Genomic DNA, 19551 nt, shown 5'->3' with positions numbered 1-19551 from the left:
CACCGTCCCGCGAGCCGCTACTCGCAGCAGGGGGGCCATGCTAGGTTCCAAAAAACGGTCGCCGGACACAGAGATCGCGGGCGGCCGAAGACAAAGCCTGCCGGGAGGAAATGCGATGGAATTCGTGTGGAGCGTGGTCTCGTTCATAGGCCAGGCCGTCGAGGCGATCTTTGGCTATGTCGAGCACCATCATTGGATCTTCGCGTTCCTGGCCGGTGGCTACGTCTTCTATCTCCACGACCGCTCCGTCCACGCGCGCTTCGATGCGCTCGATAAGCGAATCGACGAAATCCGCAAGCGTCTGGCCATCGAATATTGATTGGGCGAAGCGAAACCGGCGACGGCCGGATCTCGTAGCTATCCACGTTGAGGACTGCCGTTCACGAGAGCGCGGCCGCAGGGCTTTACTAGCGCTGCGGTTGTGGCATGATTGACGAATATTTTAAATTGTTCCGTGCGACGCTGCACGCATCGCGTGCGATCACGCAGCGGCACACGATTGATACTTGCCCGGGGTCGTCCTTGCCCGGGCCGAGACTGGGCTGAATGTTCTTGTCCAAGGCATTTCTCTGATCGTTTGGGCGGCGCAGCATTCGCAATGAGCGGCGCAAAATGGATAGATCGTTCGTTATTGCGCAGATCTCCGACCTGCATCTGGACGGGTCAGGACGGCTGCTTGCGACGATAGAGGCGCTCAGTGCCGCGCTCCGGGAGAGGATGGCTGACTTCGCGGACGTTCCCGATCGCATCCTGCTGATCACGGGCGATCTCGTCGACGATCCGACGCCGCGCGCGCTCGACGAAGCGCTCGCCGTCATCGCGTCCTTCCGGCAGACCGGGCTGTTCACCGATATCCAGGCGGTTGCCGGCAATCACGACGTCAAGCGGCCGAGCCAGCGTGGGGGCCGTCACGATGTCTATGATTATCTGCATCTGCCGCGGACCTCCAAGAGCGTCTATTATCGCCAGGCTGGCCTCGATCTGGTGCTGCTGGATTCCAACCGCGCGAGCCTCACCACGCTTGCGAGCGGCAATATCGACGAGAGCACTTACCATGCGCTCGTCGTGGATTCCGCCCGGCTGAGCGTCGAGCTCGCGGGCAGCATGGGTTCTGCGGGGCGCGCCGACTATGCCGAGCCGGCGGAAAATCTGGTGCGTGTGCTGGCGCTGCACCATCACCCGCTGCCGCAGGCGACCGGAGAAGGAAAACGGTTTCTCGGCGCGCCCGACGAACCGCTGATGTATCTCGCGGCGCCTGCGACCTTCCTCGAAGCAGCGACCTCGCTCAACATCAATCTGGTCCTGCACGGACACCGGCATGTCGAGGGACTGACCCGTTATTCGATTCCCGATCCGCGCGCGACGCGAAGCAAGGGCGACGAGGCGTTCTGGCGCACGATCTACGTGCTGTCCTGTCCGTCCTCGACCGGGCAGGCTGGTGATGATGCCGGCTTCAACATTATCCATTTTGCTCCGATGTCCCAAGCCAGCGATTCCGAGTATGGGTTCGCGATCGCGCGCTATTCGCGGTCGCGCAATGATGGCGGCTTCCGCCCGCTGGATTCGAACCTGCCGGATGGTGTGATCCGGCTGCCGGCAGGACGGGATTTTTCCCGCGACGCTGCCGTCCAGTCAGCAATCGACATCGCTTCAATGGCGACGCTGACGCGGGAGCAGGTTATGACGCTGGTCCGCCGGCTCTTGATGCGCCGCGCCTTCTACGCGGACGGCGAGCCCGACTGGACGAATGCGCTCCACACCTATCTCGTCACCTCGCACGCCCTGGCTGATCTCGATGGCAAGCTCGCCAGGTCCGGGCGCAAGCGTGACGTTGCGGCGCTCGCCGCGGCGGCAGGGCTGCTGCGCCGGTTGATCGCGCAATCCGCCGGCGTGCTCGGCATCGATTCGTTTCAGCTCGACGAGCTCGTCGCGAAGCGTCTGGTCAATCGCGACGATCTCCGCCGCGAATGGCCCGGAATCCCCGATGCGGGCATCGATGTCGAGGCGCAGGCGCGGCAAAGGCTGCCATTGCTGCGAGGCCTGAACGAGCAGGTCAAAGCGCTCGGCCTCGATCTGGGCCTCGGCGGGGACGTGCCGCCGCAGACACCGCCGTGAGGGGTGGGGACGGCGTTAACCGGCCATTAGGGTTAACAGACTATTGCTGACGCGTTCGGCTCGATCCATCCGCTCGAGAGTTAAAGCGTCATGCGTCAACGGTTCAGTCCTGCCCGGCTTCTCGCGTCTGCCTCGCTTGTCGCGGTGGTGGCCATGAGTCTTGGTGGCTGCACGGCAATGTCGAAGCTCTCCGACGTCACCGGCTCGATCGGGTCGCACGCGGAGGCCGCTCCCGCCCCGTCCAGCGATCCCGCGCGCGCCGTCGAAGTCTATGGCGAGCGCTACCGCGCCAACCCCAAGGACGCCGAGGCCGCGCTCGCCTATGGCCAGGCCTTGCGCGCCAACGGTCAGCGCGCCCAGGCCGCCGCCGTGCTCGAGCAGGCCACCATCGCCAATCCCGGCAACAAGGCGCTGCTCGCCCAGTATGGCCGCGCGCTCGCCGACAACGGTAATTTCCAGCAGGCCTTCGACGTGCTGTCGAAGGCGCATTCGCCCGACAATCCGGACTGGCGCCTGCTCTCGGTGCAGGGGACCGCGCTCGACCAGATGGGCCGTCACGACGAAGCGCGTTCCTACTATGCGAGCGCGCTGAAGATCGCGCCGGGTGATCCCGGCGTGCTTTCCAATGTCGGCCTGTCCTACATGCTGTCGAGGGATCTGCCCAAGGCCGAAGAGGCGCTGCGGCAGGCCTACGCCTCGCCGCGTGCCAGCAGCCGGGTGCGGCAAAATCTCGGCCTGGTCGTCGGCCTCCAGGGCCGCTTCGCGGAAGCCGAGACCATCGTGAAGGCAGATCTGCCGCCGGACCAGGCCGCGGCCAATGTCGCGTACCTCAAGGAAATGCTGAACCGCAATGAGGCTCCGCGTGGCGCGCAGAAGCGGACGCCGGTCGCCTCACTCAGCCAGCCCGACTGATCAGATTTAGTTCCTGACGCCGACCGCAGACCGCTAGCGGTCCGCCGCTCGCCTTATTGCAGCTCGGTGATCTTGATGGCGGTCGGCCCGAGGATGACGACGAACAGCACCGGCAGGAAGAACAGGATCATCGGCACCGTCAGCTTCGGCGGCAGCGCGGCGGCCTTCTTCTCGGCCTCGTTCATGCGCATGTCGCGGTTTTCCTGCGCCATGACGCGCAGAGAATGCCCGAGCGGGGTGCCGTAACGTTCCGCCTGCTGAAGCGCGAGACACACCGACTTGACGCCCTCGAGCCCGGTGCGCCGTGCCAGATTCTCATAGGCGACCTTGCGGTCCTGCAAATAGGACAGCTCGGCCGTGGTCAGCGTGAATTCCTCCGACAGCGCGATCGACTGGCCCACGATTTCGACGGCGACCTTGCGAAACGCCATTTCGACCGACATGCCGGATTCGATACAGATCAGCAGCAGGTCGAGCGCGTCGGGAAAGGCGCGCTTGATCGAGAGCTGGCGCTTGGAGATCGCGTTCCTGAGGAACAGCATCGGCGCCTGGAGGCCGAGATAGGCGGCACCGACGCAGATGCCGATCTTGACGGGCATCGGCTTTTCCATGTGCGCGATCAGGAACACGTAGACGACCGAGCCGACGAACAGCACGAGCGGGGCCACCATGCGGGCGAACAGGAAGGTGATGTAGGGCGCCTGGCCGCGATAACCCGCCATGATGAGCTTGTCGCGCGCGGCTTCCTGCGCGAGCCATTTGGTGAGGTTGAAGTCGTCGACGACCTTGGAGACGAGCTGTTTGGGCGTCTGGCGTAGCGTGACCTTCTCGCTCTTGTTGAGGCGCTCGCGTTCGCGCTGCCGGATGCGCTCGCGCTCGCTCGCCACCGCCTTCATGCGCTTGGAAAGACCTTCGCCGGCGAACAGCGGCATCACCAGCGTATAGACGGTGGCGCTGGCGGCGACAGCCGCCAGCAGCATGGTCATGAAGCGGACGTCATGCAGTCTCGTGATGAGGAAATCGACCATATTGCACCGTCAGAAATCGAAGTTGATCATCTTCTTCATCACCATGATGCCGATCGACATCCAGACGACGCAGCCGACCAGCATCAGCTGGCCGGTGGGATGGGTCCACAGAATCGAGATGTAGTGCGGCGTCGTCAGATAGACGAGGAACATCACGATCGGCGGCAGCGAGCCGATGATGCCGGCCGAAGCCTTGGCTTCCATCGACATCGCCTGGATCTTTTCCTTCATCTTCTTGCGGTCGCGCAGCACCTTGGAGAGGTTGCCCAGCGCTTCGGAGAGGTTGCCGCCCGACTTCTGCTGGATCGAGATGACGATTCCGAAAAAGTTGGCTTCCGGCAGCGGCATGCGCTCGTAGAGGCGCGTACAGGCTTCACCCAGTGGCATGCCGATCGCCTGTGTCTCGATGATGGCCAGAAACTCGCTGCGCAGCGGCTCGGGCGCGTCCGCAGCGACGACCTTGATCGATTCGAACAATGGCAGGCCGGCCTTGATGCCGCGGACGATGATGTCGACCGCATCGGGCAGCGATGCCAGGAACTTGCTTTCGCGGCGCTTCTTCAGGAAGCCGAGTGCCCAGCGCGGCAGGCCGAAGCCGCCGGCAAAGGCAAGCCCCGCGGCGCCGAGCAGGCCACCACTGACGAACATGGCGGCCGCGAACAGCGCGCCCGCCACGACGGCGGACACGATCCAGAATTTCTGTGGCGTCCAGTCGAGCCCTGCCTGTGACAGGCGGACGCTGAGCGGAACGCTCTTCTCCTGCTGGCGCCGTGCCTCGAGATCCTTCAGCGAGGTCTCGACCTGCTCACGGCGCGATCGCTGGCTCTTCTCGGTCTGCTTGGCCGCGGGCGCATCGGCGCGCGAGATCGAGGCGCGGCGGTTCTCGGCCTTCCGCTCTCCGGACAGCAGCGGATAAAGGAAGACCCAGGCGATGCCGCCGACGGCGGCGGTGGCGAGGAAGGCGAGGGCGAGGACCTGCATGTTCATGGCCGTGCTGAGCTCCTCACGTCGGAGGCGCCACTTCCGCGGCGTCGAGCGCCGCGGCAAGGCGCTTCTCTTCGCCGTAATAGCGGGCGCGTTCCCAGAATTTCGGGCGGCCGATGCCGGTCGAGCGGTGCCGGCCGATGATCTTGCCGTTGGCGTCCTCGCCGATCATGTCGTAGAGGAAGACGTCCTGGGTGATGATGGTGTCGCCTTCCATGCCCATCACCTCGGTGATGTGGGTGATGCGGCGCGAACCGTCGCGCAGGCGCGCGGCCTGGACGATGACGTCGATCGAGGCGCAGATCATCTCGCGAATTGTTCGCGATGGAAGCGAAAAGCCACCCATCGTGATCATGGATTCGCACCGCGATAGCGCTTCGCGCGGATTGTTGGCGTGCAGCGTGCCCATCGAGCCGTCGTGGCCGGTGTTCATGGCTTGGAGCAGGTCGAACGCCTCGGGTCCGCGGACTTCGCCGACGATGATGCGTTCGGGGCGCATACGCAGGCAGTTGCGCACCAGTTCCCGCATGGTGACCTGGCCCTCGCCCTCGATATTGGGCGGGCGGGTTTCCAGCCGGACCACATGGGGCTGCTGCAGCTGAAGCTCGGCGGCGTCCTCGCAGGTGATGACGCGCTCGTCGTGCTCGATATAGTTGGTCATGCAGTTGAGCAGCGTGGTCTTGCCCGAGCCGGTGCCGCCGGAGATCAGCACGTTGCAGCGGACGCGGCCGATGATCTGGAGGATTTCGGCGCCTTCCGGCGAGATCGCGCCGAACTTGACGAGCTGATCCAGCGTCAGCTTGTCCTTTTTGAATTTGCGGATGGTGAGCGTGGGGCCGTCGATCGACAGCGGCTGCACGATGGCGTTGACGCGGGAGCCGTCGGCGAGGCGCGCGTCGCAGATCGGCGAGGATTCGTCGACGCGCCGGCCGACCTGGCTGACGATGCGCTGGCAGATGTTGAGCAGCTGCTGGTTGTCGCGAAAGCGGATTCCGGTCTTCTGGATCTTGCCGTTGACTTCGATGAAGACGGTGTTGGCGCCGTTGACCATGATGTCGGCGATGTCGTCGCGCGACAGCAGCGGCTCCAGCGGACCGTAGCCCAGCACGTCGTTGCAGATATCGTCGAGCAGCTCTTCCTGCTCGGCGATCGACATCACGATGTTCTTGATCGCGATGATCTCGTTGACGATGTCGCGGATTTCCTCGCGCGCGGACTCGGAGTCAAGCTTGGCAAGCTGGGCGAGGTCGATGGCCTCGATCAGAGCGCCGAAGATGGTCGCCTTGACCTCGTAATAATTATCCGAGCGGCGGGCCTCCATGGTCGGCGCAGGCCTGGCCGGGGCGAGCGGCGGCGAGGCGACGGCCGGCGGGGGCGGCGCGCGCGACACCGTCGGCGCCGGAGCCGGGGCAGGCTCTGGCGACACGGCGCCGAGCTTGGGAGCCCGAGTATCGGTGTCTGTTCCGCTACGCTTACCGAACACTTAACGACTCCTTGCGGCGGCTTATTTTCCGCGCAACTTCTCAATCAGGGGTGAAAGCAAGGACGACTTTTGTTTCTTCGTCTCGCTGCGCCCGGTCAGGCGCTGGGCGATCTGAAGGAACATCTCGATCGACTTGTGGTTAGCGGAGATCTCCGCGATCATCTGGCCGTTGTTTGCGGCCGACCCGAAGATCTGCGGCTCGAACGGGATCGAGACGACCGGCTGGCTCTCGATCGCCTTGGCGAACTCCGCAGCGGCGATTTCGGGCCTTTTCGGGATGCCGACCTGGTTCAGGCAGTAGAGCGGCGGCCGGTCGTTCGGGCGCGAGGCCTTCAGCAGGTCGAACAGGTTCTTGGTATTGCGCAAATTGGCAAGGTCGGGCGCCGCCACGATCAGGATGTCGTCGGCTCCGATCAGGGCGCGCTTGGTCCAGCCCGACCATTGGTGCGGGACGTCCAGCACGATGCAGGGCATGGTGGAGCGCAGCGTGTCGAACACGGCGTCGAAGGCGTCAATGCCGAAATCATAGACCCGGTCGAGCGTCGCCGGCGCCGCCAGCAGGCTGAGATGGTCGGTGCATTTCGACAGCAGGCGGTCGATGAAGGCCGTATCGACGCGGTCGGGCGAGAACACGGCGTCTGCAATGCCCTGCGGCGGGTCCTGGTTGTAGTCGAGGCCGGCGGTGCCGAAGGCAAGGTCGAGATCGGCTACGACCGCGTCCATCGCGAGGTCGCGCGCAATCGCCCAGGCGACGTTGTGTGAGATGGTGGAGGCGCCGACGCCGCCCTTGGCTCCGACCACGGCGATGATGCGGCCGACCGCCTTGGCTTCCGGCGCCGAGAACAGGTTGCAGATCGAGCGCACGACGTCGATCGCGCCGACCGGCGCAAGCACGTAGTCGCTGACGCCGCGGCGCACCAACTCGCGATAGAGCATGACATCGTTGATGCGGCCGATCACGACGACGCGGGTGCCGGCGTCGCAGACGGTAGCGAGATGGTCGAGCCCGCCGAGGATGTCGTTGCGGGCGTCGCTCTCGAGCACGATCACGTTTGGCGTGGGGGCCGAGCGGTAGGCTTCGATCGCGGCCGCCATGCCGCCCATCTGGATCTTTAAATGGGCCTTGCCGAGACGGCGATCCTCGCCGGCCGACTGCACCGCGGCAGCGGTCTCCACGGTCTCGCAGAAGGCCTGGACCGAAACGCGCGGTGCGGGCGCAATATGCTCCTCGACCGGCGGGAGAGATGCATCCGGCTGCTCTTCTGGTGTCTGGCGAGCGTAACTGATCATTTGCCGGTGTCGCTGAGTTTGGCCTTTTCGGCCTCAGGATAGGTAACCGCGGTCGGATTTCCCTTGCGATACTTCTCGAATGCCGCGGTGCGTCGTGTCGTGTAGGACGGCGTTTCGGAACGCGGCTGCTCGAGATCCGCCGGATTGTCGATCATGGCCGCCATGTTGCGCTGATAGGAGCAGCCGTAATTGTAGTAATCCTTGTTCTCGAACCAGCTCTTGTTCTTCATCGAGGGACCGATGTCCTCCGGCCACAGCCCGCAGGGACCGGCGACGGCGGCGATCCTGGAATAAGTCAGCCGGATCGGCGGCAGGAAGCGCTTGTCTTCCGGCTGGTAGGTGCGAACGGTTACGCCGCGCGGCGGAATGCCCGCGGCTGCCAGCATCGCCTGGATCTCACGCATCGTTTCGGCGACCGGGCGCGCGTTGGGCGTGCCGGACGGGGTGTCGATATGGATGGCGCCGGTGCCTTCGTGCAGCCAGGCCGATGCCAGGCCCATCACGTCGGCGCGTTGGGCGGCGCTCAAGCCGCCGCGGGCATGGCCGACGAAGACGACGATCGAGCGGTTCTGTTCCTCGATCGCGATCGGATGACGCTGCTTGTAGTCGTCGGGAATGGAGGCGGTCGCCGCCTCGTCGTGCTGACAGCCGCCGAGCGCAAGCGCGATGCCGACGAGCGCGCCACCGAGGCCGGTGGCGCGTTTGCGAAGCTGGGGTGGTCTTGTGGTCATCGTGAAGTCCCCGTTCCGCTTCAATCGGTGATGAAACCGTAGGTGCCGCGGTAGTTGCGTGCCGGCTCGGTTTTACCGGGCACGCCGTAGATGCGGTTGATGTTGCCGATCAGCTCGGCCTGCGGATCGGCGGGCGCCGAGAAGCCGTCATCCGGCCGCGACAGGTCCTTCTGCGCCACTGCGCGGACGATATAGGGCGTCACGATCACGACCAGCTCGGTTGCGTTGTTGACGAAGTCCCGGCTGCGGAACAGCGTGCCCAAGACCGGGAGCTGCATCAGTCCCGGTAATCCGCTCACCGCCTGCTTGGTCTGCTGCTGGATCAGGCCGGCCATCGCCATCGCGCCGCCGGAGGGAATCTCCAGCGAGGTCTCGGCGCGGCGAGTCCTGATCGAGGGCACCGTCAGCGAGTTCACGGCCGTCGAGGTCACGGCCTGGGACAGGGTGATCGCATTTTCGTTCGACAGCTCCGAGACCTCGGTCATCACCCGCAGGCTGATCTTGCCTTCGGTCAGGACGATGGGGGTGAAGTTGAGCGAGATGCCGAACTTCTTGAAGCTGATCTGGGTGGTACAGACATGCGTGGTCGGGTCGCAAGCATAGCCTGCCGGCACCGGGAATTCGCCGCCGGCGATGAAGGTCGCGGACTCACCGGAGATCGCGGTCAGGTTCGGCTCGGCCAGCGTCCGGATCACGCCCGCGGTTTCCATCGCGCGCAGGGTGGCCTGCACTGACGGCGTCGCGCCGAACTTCGTGGTCAGATTGTTGCCGTCGACGAGGTTGCGGCCGAGAGCCGTGAATGGATTGGAGTTGGTGAAGCTTACGACCGAGGTGCCGTAGTTCAGGTTCGCGGTGAGGTCGATGCCGAGCTGCTTGACGATATTGCGCTGGACCTCGGCCACCGTGACCTTGAGCATGACCTGGTCGCGGCCGCGGACCACGACCGAGTTGACCACCTTGTTGGGATCGCCGGTGAGGCGCGCAGCGAGATCGTTGGCCTGCTGCGCCTCCATCGGGTTTGCCGCAGTGCCGGTCAGGATGATGCCGTCACCGAGCCCGTCGATCTGGATGTCGGAGTTTGGCAACACCTGCTTCAGCGCGGCCCGGACGCCGTTGAGGTCGCGCTTGACCGCGATGTCATAGGCCGCGATCTGCTGGCCGGCGGAATCGAAGAACACGATGTTGGTCTGGCCGACCGAGGCGCCGATGATGTAGGCGCGCTGCGCCGAGCGCACTACCGCATTGGCGATTTTGGGATCTGCGACCAGCACGTCCTTGATGTCGCGCGGCAGGTCGATCACGATCGACTTGCCGACGCCGAGCGAGAGGAAGCGCGCATTCATCTGGCCGTCGGCCGCAACCTGCGCCACCGGGCGGTAGTCGGCGGCGACCACGGGGGTCAGCGCCGGGTTGAACACCAGCGCAAGGGCGGCCGAGAACGACAGGGCGCGAACCACAGAGGTTCGCATCGTCGCCAGATCTGCCCTGCATTTCATATCGACAGTCCTCATCGTGCCTTCGCCGTCGAGCTTGGGATGCCGTAGCGAATGATCGAAACGCCATCGCGCTTCTGTGCGGAATCGTCGAGTGTGATCTCGCTCATCTTGACGTCGACGATGCTGCGCAGCGCCAGCGACAGCGTTCCCGCCTGGCGGCCCGAAGTGAGCACCTGGGTCTGCGACGGATTGAGCTCGAGGGTCACGGTCTTGCCGACCACCGCGTTCTGGCCCTCCTTCTCCTTCGGCGCCTGGTCGATCGCCAGCACGCGGACATTGGTCAGGATGATCTCGGAGGTGACGACATCAGGTGCGCCGCCGCTCTGGTCGGGATTCTTGAGGCGGCGGGTCAGAAGGACGTCGACGCGATCGTTGGGCAGGATGAAGCCGCCTGCGCCGGTTTCCGGCGAAATCTCGGTCGAGATCGCGCGCATGCCGGTCGGCAGGATGGCGGCCATGAAGCCGGAGCCTTCGGGCTTGACCAGCTTCTGGTCGCGGATCGGCTCACCCTGGATGAACGGAGCGCGCGCGATCGAGCCGGTCACCTGGGTCACGCCCTCGGGACGCTCGTTGCGGCGGATGAAGGTGGCGCTGGCGGTTGCGGCCGGCCAGGTCTGCCATTGCACGTCTTCCGGCTTGACGGTCTGGCCGAGGCCGATGTCGTTCTTGGCGACCAGCACGTCGACGGTGGGAAGCTGCGCGACCGGAGCCGCTGGAGGCGGCGCAGAATTGTCCGAGCCGCTCGCCAGATACGCGGCGACACCGCCGGCGCAGATGGCGACCGTCAGGACGACTATGCGTGCCCTATTCATACGCTTCACTTTCCACAAAACGCCGCGACGCTGCCGCCGCCGTAATCGGCAGTTGACCAGCTATTCGTCAAAGCATGGTTAATGAGGCGTATCTAAATCGGCTTAACGCCGGGTTTACCCGGTGTGTTCAGCGCAGTGCGAAGTGAGCGAGGTCGATCGCCTTCACCCATCCGGTCTCCGGGTAGATCATCAGCGCGCCAAGCGTGAGCGCGATCCCGTAGGGGATGCCGCTCTCCTTGTCGTGCAGCCGTGCCAGCCAGGCCTGGCCCGCCAGCCCGTAAGGCAACGGCCATTGCCGGAACTGGAGCAGGAGCAGCGTCAGCGCTCCGCCGAACAGCGACGCGTAGAGCAGGAAGTCCATCAATTGGGCGAAGCCGAACCACAGCGCGACGGAAGCTGCGATCTTGGCGTCGCCGCCGCCCATCCAGCCCATCGCGAAGCAGCCGAAAGCCACGACCAGGAGCAACGCACCGGCGCCGACATGGCTCAGCATCTCGTAAGGTGCCATGCCACCGGCGAAGGCGAGCGCGAAGAAGCCCGCGACCAGCGCCAGCGAGACGCGGTTCGAGATCGTCATCGTGAAGAGATCGCTCGCGGCGGCGAACGCCATCAGGGCCGGAAACAGCAGAAGGCGCGCAAGGTCGAGGATCATGGGCTGCGTCTTGAGGCCTGGGGGATCTGGCGTCGGGCGATGCTAGCCGGCAGTGCTAAACAAACCGACAACGGCGGCTGCGGCCGCAACGGCTGGAACCCGCGAGAGGCGTGCTCACCAGAGACTGGCGATGCGCGCGGCGAGTGCGACCGTCGCAACCAGCAAGGCAAGGCAGACCCAGTAGGCCGGCGAGCCGATCGGCATCGCCTCCGTCTTGCGCGCCGCAACCGCGGCATCGGATCTGTACTCGCGCAACGCCACTGGAACTCGCCGTGCTCAAAAAAACAAAGGCCCCGGAGGTCCGGGGCTTTTGCCATCGATGGTCGGTCGCTTACTTCAGCGAGGTGCTGATCGAACCGAACTTGGTGTTCAGCGTGCTGCCGAGGTTGTTGACGACGGTGATGATGGCCAGCGCGATGCCGGCGGCGATCAGACCGTATTCGATGGCGGTGGCGCCGGATTCATCCTTGGCGAAACGCGCAATCAGGTTCTTCATGAACATAACTCCATCTGGGTTGGATCGCCTCGTTCGGCGCTGTCTTTGACGCTGTGACCATGAGAGCCGAGCTCTTTCGGTAGAGTTAATTCGACCGTGCAAACCCGAATACTGCGCGATGCTTTTGCCCAGAGTGAATTTCGCCTTAAGGCCCCCGCTGGATTTCGCTTTGGTTCCTGATCTGCTGCAAGCGCGCCACTGGCTTCACCCTCCCTTAAATTTCACGGAGTAGGCCTAAGGCGGACCAGCTGTTCGGAAGAGAGGCGACGATGTCGAGCCTGCCCATGGAAGTCGCCCTGATGCTCGGCGAGACCATCGCGAAAGTGGTCCCCGTCACCTTCGTGCTCGCGCTGGTCTTCACGGTGCTCGAGCATTTCTGGGCCTGCAATCCCGGTATTCCGTGGTGGCGCAAGCGGGAGATCGTCACCGACATCTGCTACTGGTTCTTCGTTCCGGTGTTTGCCCGCACCATGCGGATCGGGCTCCTGATCGTCGGTGCGAGCCTTCTCTTCAACATCCATGACGCCGACGATCTCATCGCCTTCTACGACAACGGCCACGGCCCGCTGGCGCAATTGCCGCTCTGGATGCAGGCCGTGCTGTTCCTGGTCCTGTCCGATTTCATGCTGTACTGGCTGCACCGGCTGTTCCATGGCGGTGAGTTCTGGAAGTACCACGCGATCCATCACTCCTCGGAAGAGATCAGCTGGATCTCGGCGGCCCGCTTCCATCCGGTCAATCTCGTGCTCGGCACGATCGGCGTCGACGTCGTGCTGCTGATCGCCGGCATCTCCCCCAACGTCATGGTCTGGGTCGCTCCGTTCACGACCTTCCATTCGGCCTTCGTGCACGCCAACCTGAACTGGACCTTCGGGCCGTTCAGATATGTGCTGGCGACCCCGGTGTTTCACCGCTGGCACCACACTCCGCTCGTAGAGGGCGGCGACACCAATTTCGCCGGCACGTTCCCGATCTGGGATGTGCTGTTCGGCACCTTCCGCATGCCGGAGGGGCAGCTGCCGCAGGATTACGGCAAGGACGAAGCGACCATGCCGAAGGAGATCGCGGGCCAGCTCGCTTATCCGTTCCGTCGCTAGCGAGGTTACGGAAAACGCCAATCCGCTCAAACAATAGTCGGCGAATTTGCGGAACGTTCACGAATTGAGGGCAGGTTAGCGGGGTCGGGCGCCGGCTCCGCTGTATCGCTTCTGCCGGTTTGTGACGTCCCGGGAGTAAGAGTATGCGTAAACAACTGCTGCGCCGTCATGCGCGCGTCTGTCTTCTGGTTGCGGCCGCGGTGCTGGCATCGCCGGCTGCCGGCCTTGCCGAGCCCACCGCCGATACCATCGCCGTCAATGTCGACCAGGCCAAGCTGGTCCGGCTGCCCGGCAAGGTGGCGACCATCGTGGTCGGCAATCCCCTGATCGCCGATGTCACGCTCCAGCCCGGCGGCATGATCGTCGTGACCGGGAAGGGCTATGGCGCCACCAATTTCATCGCGCTCGACCGGAGCGGCGAGATCCTGGTGGACCGCCAGATCCAGGTCGAAGGCCCGAGTGACCGCCTCGTCACCGTCTATCGCGGGATCGAGCGCGAGTCCTACAGCTGCATGCCGCAGTGCCAGCGTCGCGTGACGCTGGGCGACAGCGACAACTACTTCAACACCACGATGAGCCAGGCCGGTTCGCTGAGCAGCAATGCCAGCGGCGGCGCCGGTGCGGGCGCCAAAACCAACTAGCAAGACCGATCGGCGGATTTGCCCGGGCTGGATCGCATGATCCGGTCCGGACACGCGCGCGATGAAGAGCTCTCTTCCAGGTTCGCCCTTTTCCGTCTCCTTCGGATTGTCCGTGGTTAACGCATCCTTGACGGCGCGGTCCGCCGCGTGCGGATCGCCTGAAACACTTAAACAATCTGTTTCCGCTATTGAACAGGGCAGATGATCGCCGCTGCCGGGGAATTTGACGCGATGCCATCGCCTGCACCCAAGAGATTTACGTTCCTCGCCGCGCTGCGCCGATTTCGCGGCAACCGCCGCGGCTCCGCCGCCGTCGAGTTCGCGCTGGTCGCGCCGGTCTTCTTCGCACTGCTGTTCGCCATCATCGAAACGGCGATCATGTTCTTCGCGAGCCAGGTGCTCGAGACCATCACGCAGAATTCCGCCCGCGTGGTCCTGACCGGGCAGGCGCAATCCGGCTCGGTGACGGCCTGCGCGGTCTCCGGCGTCAGCACGGCCTGCTCGCAAACGACGTTCAAGACTTACGTCTGCGCCCAGATCCCGGCGCTGTTCGACTGCAATAGTCTCTATGTCGACGTCTCGAGCTTCTCGTCCTTCTCGGCGGTGACGCTGCCGAGCCACATCAACGGCTCCGGAAATTTCGACACGAGCATGAACTACAGCCCGGGCAACGCCGGCGACATCGTGGTCGTCAGGCTGTTCTACCAGTGGCCGCTGTTCGTCACCGGGCTCGGCTACAACATCTCCAATCTCACTGGCAGCAAGCGGCTGCTGGTGGCCACGGCCGCGTTCAAGAACGAGCCTTACTGAGGCATGATCCGGAAAAGCGTGAAGCGGTTTTCCGAAACGATCATGCTCAAAACCTAGGACCACGGATCGGCGGAGCGATGCAGGCGATTGCGAAATTCTGGCGGACGACGCGTCTCACGGCGCACGAATTCCTTGCCGACGGCAGAGGTCTGGCGGCGACCGAATTCGCGGTGATCGTTCCACTGATGCTGGTGATGTTCTTCGGCACGGTCGAGTTCTCGTCGGCCGTGGCGATCGATCGCAAGGTGACGCTGATGGCGCGGACGCTGTCGGACCTCACCTCGCAGTCGACGTCGGTCGGCGATACCGACATGACCAATTTCTTCGCCGCCTCGACCGCCATCATGACGCCCTACGACGCCACGCCGGCGTCGTCGACGATCACCGAGCTCTATGTCGATCCCTCGACCTTGCAAGCGCATGTGCAGTGGAGCAAGGGATCGGTGCCGCGGGCGGCGAAATCGGCGGTCACGATTCCCTCGACGCTTGCGATCGCCGGCACCTATCTGATCTTCAGCGAGGTCAGCTACAGCTACACGCCGTCGGTCGGCTATGTGCTCAAGAATTCGATCACGCTGAGCGACGTCGCCTATACCCGCCCGCGCCAGTCCACCTGCGTCTATTACAGCCCGGATACGGCCTGTACGGCCTACTGAGCGTCCGCGATTTATCGCGAATGAAAAAAGGCCGTGCGTCTCGCACGGCCTTTTGCCTTGGTTTGTTGATCCGGGCCGAAAGCCCGGGGAGCTCAACCGGCGGAGCGCAGGTTGTCCGCTGCCGACTTGCCGGAACGGCGGTCGGCGACGATCTCGTAGGAGAGCTTCTGGCCTTCGCGCAGCGTGCCGAGGCCCGCACGCTCGACGGCGCTGATGTGAACGAACACGTCCTGGCCGCCATCGTCGGGCTGGATGAAGCCGAAGCCCTTGGTCGCGTTAAACCACTTCACGGTTCCCATGCTCATGGGGGTAGTCCCTTCTCAAATACACAATGTCAGAGCCCGCTTGCGCAGGCAGGTTAGATCGAATTTTTGGAAGGGTCGTCAGCGTGTCTGAACCGGCTGTACCGGTGGATGCTAATGTCGTCCGGCCGAAAATCGATTGGCGCATTTTATTGGAAACAAGGTCCCGAAACAATCCTGACGTGCACGATTTTTTGATCCGCCGTGGGTCCACGGCGGATCAGCATACAGGTCAGAATTTTAGTTCCATGACTGACGCGCTGGAAGCGGATCAGCGGCGGCGGAACTGGCCACCGCGCTGTCCGGGACGGGGAGGTCCGCCCACCCCGCTGGGACGTTCGTCCTTGTGGCGGAAAATCAGTCGGCCCTTCTCGAGGTCGTAGGGCGACATCTCCACCGTCACGCGGTCGCCCGCCAGCGTCTTGATGCGGTTCTTCTTCATCTTGCCGGCGGTGTAGGCGACGATCTCGTGTCCGGCGTCGAGCTGCACGCGGTAGCGTGCGTCGGGGAGGATTTCGGTGACCAGTCCTTCGAACTGGATCAGCTCTTCCTTAGCCATGAATTTCTCCAGGTCGTGGACGGCTAGTGCGAATGGGGTTTGCGGGTGGATTGGCCGTTCGGCCGACTCTCGCGGCGCAAAAAGGCAACGCCTTGTATCCCATCAGGCTTGCCTGCGCTATGCGCAGGACGCTGTTCTGACCGATCGTTTGGCGAAGAATGCGTCTTGCCGCCGGGCCGGCGGCGGCCGGAACCCTTGGAAGTCTTCGGGCCGTTGCCGGGCCTTGCATCAGGGTGCCTTCCTTCAGCATGCCGTCCTTCAGCATGTCTTGCATCGGCATGCCGTCCGTCGCCCTGCTTGCCGGCGCTATGGTGGCGTCCGTCGGCACGGCTTTCGTCCGTTCGTCGTCCGTCACCGTGCCGTCCCTCACCATGTCTTGCCTCACCATGTCTTGCGCCCTGCGGACGCTGGCCCGGGCGGCCGCCTCGGCCCTGTCGCTGCTGCGGCGCGGGAGGACCCGCATCGCGGCGGCCGGCGTCGGTGCGGAGATCCTCGCGCGGCAGCGTCACCTTGATCAGCCGCTCGATGTCGCGGAGATAGGCGAGCTCCTCGCCGCCTGCGACCAGCGAGATCGCGGTGCCCTCGGCGCCGGCGCGCGCGGTGCGGCCGATGCGGTGCACATAGGTCTCGGGCACGTTGGGCAGGTCGAAATTGATGACGTGGGTGATGCCGTCGACATCGATGCCACGGGCGGCGATGTCGGTGGCGACCAGCGTGCGGATCTCGCCCGTGCGGAATTGGGCGAGCGTCCGCTCGCGATGGTTCTGCGACTTGTTGCCATGGATGGCGCTGGCGGGAATGCCGGCCTTCTCAAGCGTCTTCACGACCTTGTCGGCGCCGTGCTTGGTGCGGGTGAAAACCAAGGCGCGGTTGACCGGCTCTTGTTTCAACAGCTTGGCAAGGAACGTCGGCTTGGCCGAGAAGTCGACCTGGATAATGCGCTGCTGGATGCGCTCCACGGTCGAGGAGACCGGAGTCACGGCGACGCGGGCGGGATCACGCAGCATGGCGTCGGCGAGCTCGGCGATATCCTTCGGCATGGTGGCCGAGAAGAACAGCGTCTGCCGCTTGATCGGCAGCTTGGCGACGATTTTGCGGATGTCGTTGATGAAGCCCATGTCGAGCATGCGGTCGGCCTCGTCGAGCACGAGGAATTCGACGCTGCCGAGCTTCAGCCCGTTGCTCTGCACGAGGTCGAGCAAACGGCCGGGCGTGGCGACCAGCACGTCCACGCCCTGCATCAGTGCGCGGACCTGGCGGCCCATCGGTACGCCGCCGATGGCAAGCGTCGAGGACAGACGGATGTGGCGGCCATAGGCGTTGAAGCTGTCGAGGATCTGCCCCGAAAGCTCGCGGGTTGGCGAGAGCACCAGCACGCGGCAGGTCTTGGGCTGCGGCTTGATGCGGTTCTCGAGCAGGCGGTGCAGGATCGGCAGCGCAAAGGAGGCGGTCTTGCCGGTGCCGGTCTGGGCGATGCCGACGACGTCCCGGCCGGTCAACGCCGTCGGGATGGTCTGGGCCTGGATCGGGGTGGGAGTGACGTAATTCTCTTCGAGAAGAGCGCGAGCGATCGGTTCGGCGAGGCCGAAGTCCTGAAACGAAGTCAAAAGGTGGGTTCTTTCCATGTCAAAAGCGGGCGCCCGGCGCATAGAGCGCGGCGCGCGCGAGAGGGTGTCGAGAAGACACCTGCGTGTTTGGGGTGTCGGATGGCTTGGGAGATATGGGGCAAGCCAGACGCCCGGAAGGGCTTAAGAACACGCGGCTCGCAACGACCACTTGATTCGCAAGAGGTCTCGGACACTCATATGGAACATTCAGGGGGCGCTTTCAAGGCAACGCAGCTTCAAACGGCGATTGCGGTGCAAAAATAGTTGTGCCAGAAATTTAGACAGAGGCATCATTTTGCTTAATAAATAAGCCGCATGCCGCATTAGCATACATTTTATTCGCCCAAGTTTTGAGCAAAGAGACTGCGGCGAAACTTTGATTTCTGCAAATTTCCCAAATGAAACCAGTGGCTTGGCGTATGCCAATCCCATGGCATGGTTCTTGCGATTCCGTTAATCGCAGGCGGCCGTGGGGCCGTTTCGCAGCGTCTTTTTTCACGTCTGCGTCAGGGAGATGATACAAATATGCTTAGCAAATCCACACACGATATAGCGGCGTCATTTAGCCGCCGCGGCGTGCTCGCCGCGACCGCCGGACTGATGCTCGGTCTGGCTTCCATTTCTGGCGCGAAGGCCGCGGACGACACCATCAAGGTCGGCGTCCTGCATTCTCTCTCCGGCACGATGGCGATCAGCGAAACCACGCTGAAGGACACCATCCTCTTCCTGATCGACGAGCAGAACAAGAAGGGCGGCGTGCTCGGCAAGAAGCTCGAAGCCGTCGTGGTCGATCCCGCTTCGAACTGGCCGCTGTTCGCCGAAAAGGCCCGTGAGCTGATCACCAAGGACAAGGTCTCGGTCGTGTTCGGCTGCTGGACCTCAGTGTCGCGCAAGTCGGTGCTCCCGGTGTTCAAGGAGCTGAACAACATCCTGTTCTACCCCGTGCAGTACGAGGGCGAAGAGTCCGAGCGTAACGTGTTCTATACGGGTGCTGCGCCGAACCAGCAGGCGATCCCCGCCGTCGACTATCTGATGAAGGACGAGAAGGTGAAGCGCTGGGTGCTCGCGGGCACCGACTACGTCTATCCGCGCACCACCAACAAGATCCTGGAAGCCTATCTGAAGTCGAAGGGTGTCGCCCAGGAAGACATCATGATCAACTACACGCCGTTCGGTCACTCCGACTGGCAGACGATCGTGGCCGACATCAAGAAGTTCGGCTCGGCCGGCAAGAAGACCGCCGTGGTCTCGACCATCAACGGCGACGCCAACGTTCCCTTCTACAAGGAGCTCGGCAACCAGGGTATCAAGGCGAAGGACATCCCGGTGGTCGCGTTCTCGGTGGGTGAGGAAGAGCTCGCCGGCATCGACACCAAGCCGCTGCTGGGTCATCTCGCGGCCTGGAACTACTTCGAGTCGATCAAGTCGCCCGAGAACGAGAAGTTCATCAAGGCCTGGCAGACCTACACCAAGAATCCGAAGCGCGTGACCAACGATCCGATGGAAGCTCACGTCATCGGTTTCGACATGTGGGTCAAGGCGGTCGAGAAGGTGAAGTCGACCGATCCGGACAAGGTGATCGACGCGCTGCCCGGCATCGAAGCCAAGAACCTGACCGGCGGCACCTCCAAGATGCTTCCGAACCATCACATCACCAAGCCGGTGTTCATTGGCGAAATCAAAGCCAATGGCCAGTTCGACGTGGTGTGGAAGACCCCGGGTCTTGTCGCGGGCGACGCCTGGTCGAAGGAGCTCGACGGCTCCAAGGACCTGGTCGGCGACTGGGTCGGGAAGAAGTGCGGCAACTTCAACACCAAGACCAACAAGTGCCTCGGCTCGGGCTCCTGATCCCGATCTGACGTTCTAATGCACGACGGGAG

General features: G+C 63.6%; 21 protein-coding genes. 8 read left to right on the top strand and 13 right to left on the bottom strand.

The features are described 5' to 3' along the window. The first annotated feature begins 115 nt into the window (after positions 1–115). The 3 genes from IVB29_RS38610 (at position 116) to IVB29_RS31785 (ending at position 3027) form a co-directional block, all read left to right on the top strand. Positions 116–319: a hypothetical protein gene (locus IVB29_RS38610; protein ID WP_346731318.1), complete on the top strand. Its 204-nt coding sequence runs from the start codon at positions 116–118 to the stop codon at positions 317–319. A 293-nt stretch (positions 320–612) separates the two neighbouring features. Next, entirely contained in the window at positions 613–2115 is a 1503-nt protein-coding gene (locus IVB29_RS31790; protein WP_247507356.1) for a metallophosphoesterase, read from the top strand. Between the two features lie 90 nt (positions 2116–2205). Further along, positions 2206–3027: a tetratricopeptide repeat protein gene (locus tag IVB29_RS31785; RefSeq protein ID WP_247507355.1), complete on the top strand. Its 822-nt coding sequence runs from the start codon at positions 2206–2208 to the stop codon at positions 3025–3027. 53 nt (positions 3028–3080) lie between these two features. Here IVB29_RS31785 and IVB29_RS31780 read toward each other — a convergent pair whose 3' ends face one another. From IVB29_RS31780 to IVB29_RS31735, 10 genes are all read right to left on the bottom strand, one after another. Then, a complete protein-coding gene (locus IVB29_RS31780) occupies positions 3081–4055 on the bottom strand; it encodes a type II secretion system F family protein (protein ID WP_247507354.1) in 975 nt (324 codons plus the stop codon). Between the two features lie 9 nt (positions 4056–4064). After that, the gene (locus IVB29_RS31775; protein ID WP_247507353.1) at positions 4065–5042 is read right to left on the bottom strand and encodes a type II secretion system F family protein; all 978 of its coding nucleotides are present in this window, start codon (positions 5040–5042) and stop codon (positions 4065–4067) included. Positions 5043–5058: 16 nt separating this feature from the next. Beyond that, on the bottom strand, positions 5059–6522 hold the full coding sequence (locus tag IVB29_RS31770; protein ID WP_247507352.1) for a CpaF family protein: 1464 nt from the start codon (positions 6520–6522) through the stop codon (positions 5059–5061). Between the two features lie 21 nt (positions 6523–6543). Further along, positions 6544–7812 (bottom strand): AAA family ATPase, encoded by a 1269-nt coding sequence (locus tag IVB29_RS31765; RefSeq protein WP_247507351.1) that lies wholly within the window; start codon positions 7810–7812, stop codon positions 6544–6546. Continuing rightward, positions 7809–8543 (bottom strand): CpaD family pilus assembly protein, encoded by a 735-nt coding sequence (locus IVB29_RS31760; RefSeq protein ID WP_247507350.1) that lies wholly within the window; start codon positions 8541–8543, stop codon positions 7809–7811. The genes IVB29_RS31765 and IVB29_RS31760 overlap by 4 nt, the downstream gene beginning before the upstream one ends. Positions 8544–8563: 20 nt before the next feature. Then, entirely contained in the window at positions 8564–10039 is a 1476-nt protein-coding gene (locus tag IVB29_RS31755) for a type II and III secretion system protein family protein (protein ID WP_247507349.1), read from the bottom strand. Between the two features lie 11 nt (positions 10040–10050). Further along, a complete protein-coding gene (gene cpaB / locus IVB29_RS31750; RefSeq protein ID WP_247507348.1) occupies positions 10051–10851 on the bottom strand; it encodes a Flp pilus assembly protein CpaB in 801 nt (266 codons plus the stop codon). 127 nt (positions 10852–10978) lie between these two features. Further along, positions 10979–11503, bottom strand: coding sequence for a prepilin peptidase (locus tag IVB29_RS31745; protein WP_247507347.1), 525 nt, complete (start codon positions 11501–11503; stop codon positions 10979–10981). A gap of 114 nt (positions 11504–11617) precedes the next feature. Continuing rightward, complete coding sequence (locus tag IVB29_RS31740) at positions 11618–11764, bottom strand: hypothetical protein (protein WP_247507346.1); 147 nt, start codon at positions 11762–11764, stop codon at positions 11618–11620. A 70-nt stretch (positions 11765–11834) separates the two neighbouring features. Then, a complete protein-coding gene (locus IVB29_RS31735) occupies positions 11835–11999 on the bottom strand; it encodes a Flp family type IVb pilin (RefSeq protein ID WP_129274995.1) in 165 nt (54 codons plus the stop codon). 269 nt (positions 12000–12268) lie between these two features. Between IVB29_RS31735 and IVB29_RS31730 the strand changes: the two genes are divergently transcribed. The 4 genes from IVB29_RS31730 to IVB29_RS31715 all read left to right on the top strand — a co-directional run bounded on the left by IVB29_RS31730 (position 12269) and on the right by IVB29_RS31715 (position 15203). Further along, entirely contained in the window at positions 12269–13096 is an 828-nt protein-coding gene (locus IVB29_RS31730; protein WP_247507345.1) for a sterol desaturase family protein, read from the top strand. A 143-nt stretch (positions 13097–13239) separates the two neighbouring features. Continuing rightward, a complete protein-coding gene (locus IVB29_RS31725) occupies positions 13240–13737 on the top strand; it encodes a pilus assembly protein N-terminal domain-containing protein (RefSeq protein WP_247507344.1) in 498 nt (165 codons plus the stop codon). 231 nt (positions 13738–13968) lie between these two features. Continuing rightward, positions 13969–14547: a TadE/TadG family type IV pilus assembly protein gene (locus IVB29_RS31720; protein WP_247507343.1), complete on the top strand. Its 579-nt coding sequence runs from the start codon at positions 13969–13971 to the stop codon at positions 14545–14547. Between the two features lie 77 nt (positions 14548–14624). Beyond that, positions 14625–15203: a TadE/TadG family type IV pilus assembly protein gene (locus IVB29_RS31715; RefSeq protein ID WP_247507342.1), complete on the top strand. Its 579-nt coding sequence runs from the start codon at positions 14625–14627 to the stop codon at positions 15201–15203. A gap of 92 nt (positions 15204–15295) precedes the next feature. Here the strand turns inward: IVB29_RS31715 and IVB29_RS31710 are convergent, their stop codons facing one another. The 3 genes from IVB29_RS31710 to IVB29_RS31700 form a co-directional block, all read right to left on the bottom strand. Further along, a complete protein-coding gene (locus tag IVB29_RS31710; protein ID WP_008131892.1) occupies positions 15296–15508 on the bottom strand; it encodes a cold-shock protein in 213 nt (70 codons plus the stop codon). 268 nt (positions 15509–15776) lie between these two features. Next, positions 15777–16064 carry a translation initiation factor IF-1 gene (gene infA / locus IVB29_RS31705; RefSeq protein WP_008131890.1) on the bottom strand — a complete coding sequence of 96 codons (288 nt, stop codon included), beginning with the start codon at positions 16062–16064 and terminating at the stop codon, positions 15777–15779. A gap of 23 nt (positions 16065–16087) precedes the next feature. After that, a complete protein-coding gene (locus IVB29_RS31700; RefSeq protein WP_247507341.1) occupies positions 16088–17713 on the bottom strand; it encodes a DEAD/DEAH box helicase in 1626 nt (541 codons plus the stop codon). A 483-nt stretch (positions 17714–18196) separates the two neighbouring features. On the opposite strand from IVB29_RS31700, the gene urtA reads away from it, so the two are divergent. After that, positions 18197–19519: an urea ABC transporter substrate-binding protein gene (gene urtA / locus IVB29_RS31695; protein WP_247507340.1), complete on the top strand. Its 1323-nt coding sequence runs from the start codon at positions 18197–18199 to the stop codon at positions 19517–19519. Positions 19520–19551 lie beyond the last annotated feature (32 nt).

It is taken from the genome of Bradyrhizobium sp. 1 (assembly GCF_023073315.1).
In the GTDB taxonomy this organism is placed as follows: Bacteria; Pseudomonadota; Alphaproteobacteria; order Rhizobiales; family Xanthobacteraceae; genus Bradyrhizobium.
This window is presented reverse-complemented; position numbering and strand designations above follow the sequence as displayed.

Coding starts and splice junctions, on each gene's coding strand:
- IVB29_RS31760 (WP_247507350.1), bottom strand. CDS start 8,543: ATGACCACAAGACCACCCCAGCTTCGCAAACGCGCCACCGGCCTCGGT.
- infA (WP_008131890.1), bottom strand. CDS start 16,064: ATGGCTAAGGAAGAGCTGATCCAGTTCGAAGGACTGGTCACCGAAATC.
- IVB29_RS31755 (WP_247507349.1), bottom strand. CDS start 10,039: ATGAAATGCAGGGCAGATCTGGCGACGATGCGAACCTCTGTGGTTCGC.
- IVB29_RS31745 (WP_247507347.1), bottom strand. CDS start 11,503: ATGATCCTCGACCTTGCGCGCCTTCTGCTGTTTCCGGCCCTGATGGCG.
- IVB29_RS31785 (WP_247507355.1), top strand. CDS start 2,206: ATGCGTCAACGGTTCAGTCCTGCCCGGCTTCTCGCGTCTGCCTCGCTT.
- IVB29_RS38610 (WP_346731318.1), top strand. CDS start 116: ATGGAATTCGTGTGGAGCGTGGTCTCGTTCATAGGCCAGGCCGTCGAG.
- urtA (WP_247507340.1), top strand. CDS start 18,197: ATGCTTAGCAAATCCACACACGATATAGCGGCGTCATTTAGCCGCCGC.
- IVB29_RS31700 (WP_247507341.1), bottom strand. CDS start 17,713: ATGCGCCGGGCGCCCGCTTTTGACATGGAAAGAACCCACCTTTTGACT.
- IVB29_RS31775 (WP_247507353.1), bottom strand. CDS start 5,042: ATGAACATGCAGGTCCTCGCCCTCGCCTTCCTCGCCACCGCCGCCGTC.
- IVB29_RS31780 (WP_247507354.1), bottom strand. CDS start 4,055: ATGGTCGATTTCCTCATCACGAGACTGCATGACGTCCGCTTCATGACC.
- IVB29_RS31710 (WP_008131892.1), bottom strand. CDS start 15,508: ATGAGCATGGGAACCGTGAAGTGGTTTAACGCGACCAAGGGCTTCGGC.
- IVB29_RS31735 (WP_129274995.1), bottom strand. CDS start 11,999: ATGAAGAACCTGATTGCGCGTTTCGCCAAGGATGAATCCGGCGCCACC.
- cpaB (WP_247507348.1), bottom strand. CDS start 10,851: ATGAATAGGGCACGCATAGTCGTCCTGACGGTCGCCATCTGCGCCGGC.
- IVB29_RS31715 (WP_247507342.1), top strand. CDS start 14,625: ATGCAGGCGATTGCGAAATTCTGGCGGACGACGCGTCTCACGGCGCAC.
- IVB29_RS31730 (WP_247507345.1), top strand. CDS start 12,269: ATGTCGAGCCTGCCCATGGAAGTCGCCCTGATGCTCGGCGAGACCATC.
- IVB29_RS31790 (WP_247507356.1), top strand. CDS start 613: ATGGATAGATCGTTCGTTATTGCGCAGATCTCCGACCTGCATCTGGAC.
- IVB29_RS31725 (WP_247507344.1), top strand. CDS start 13,240: ATGCGTAAACAACTGCTGCGCCGTCATGCGCGCGTCTGTCTTCTGGTT.
- IVB29_RS31765 (WP_247507351.1), bottom strand. CDS start 7,812: ATGATCAGTTACGCTCGCCAGACACCAGAAGAGCAGCCGGATGCATCT.
- IVB29_RS31720 (WP_247507343.1), top strand. CDS start 13,969: ATGCCATCGCCTGCACCCAAGAGATTTACGTTCCTCGCCGCGCTGCGC.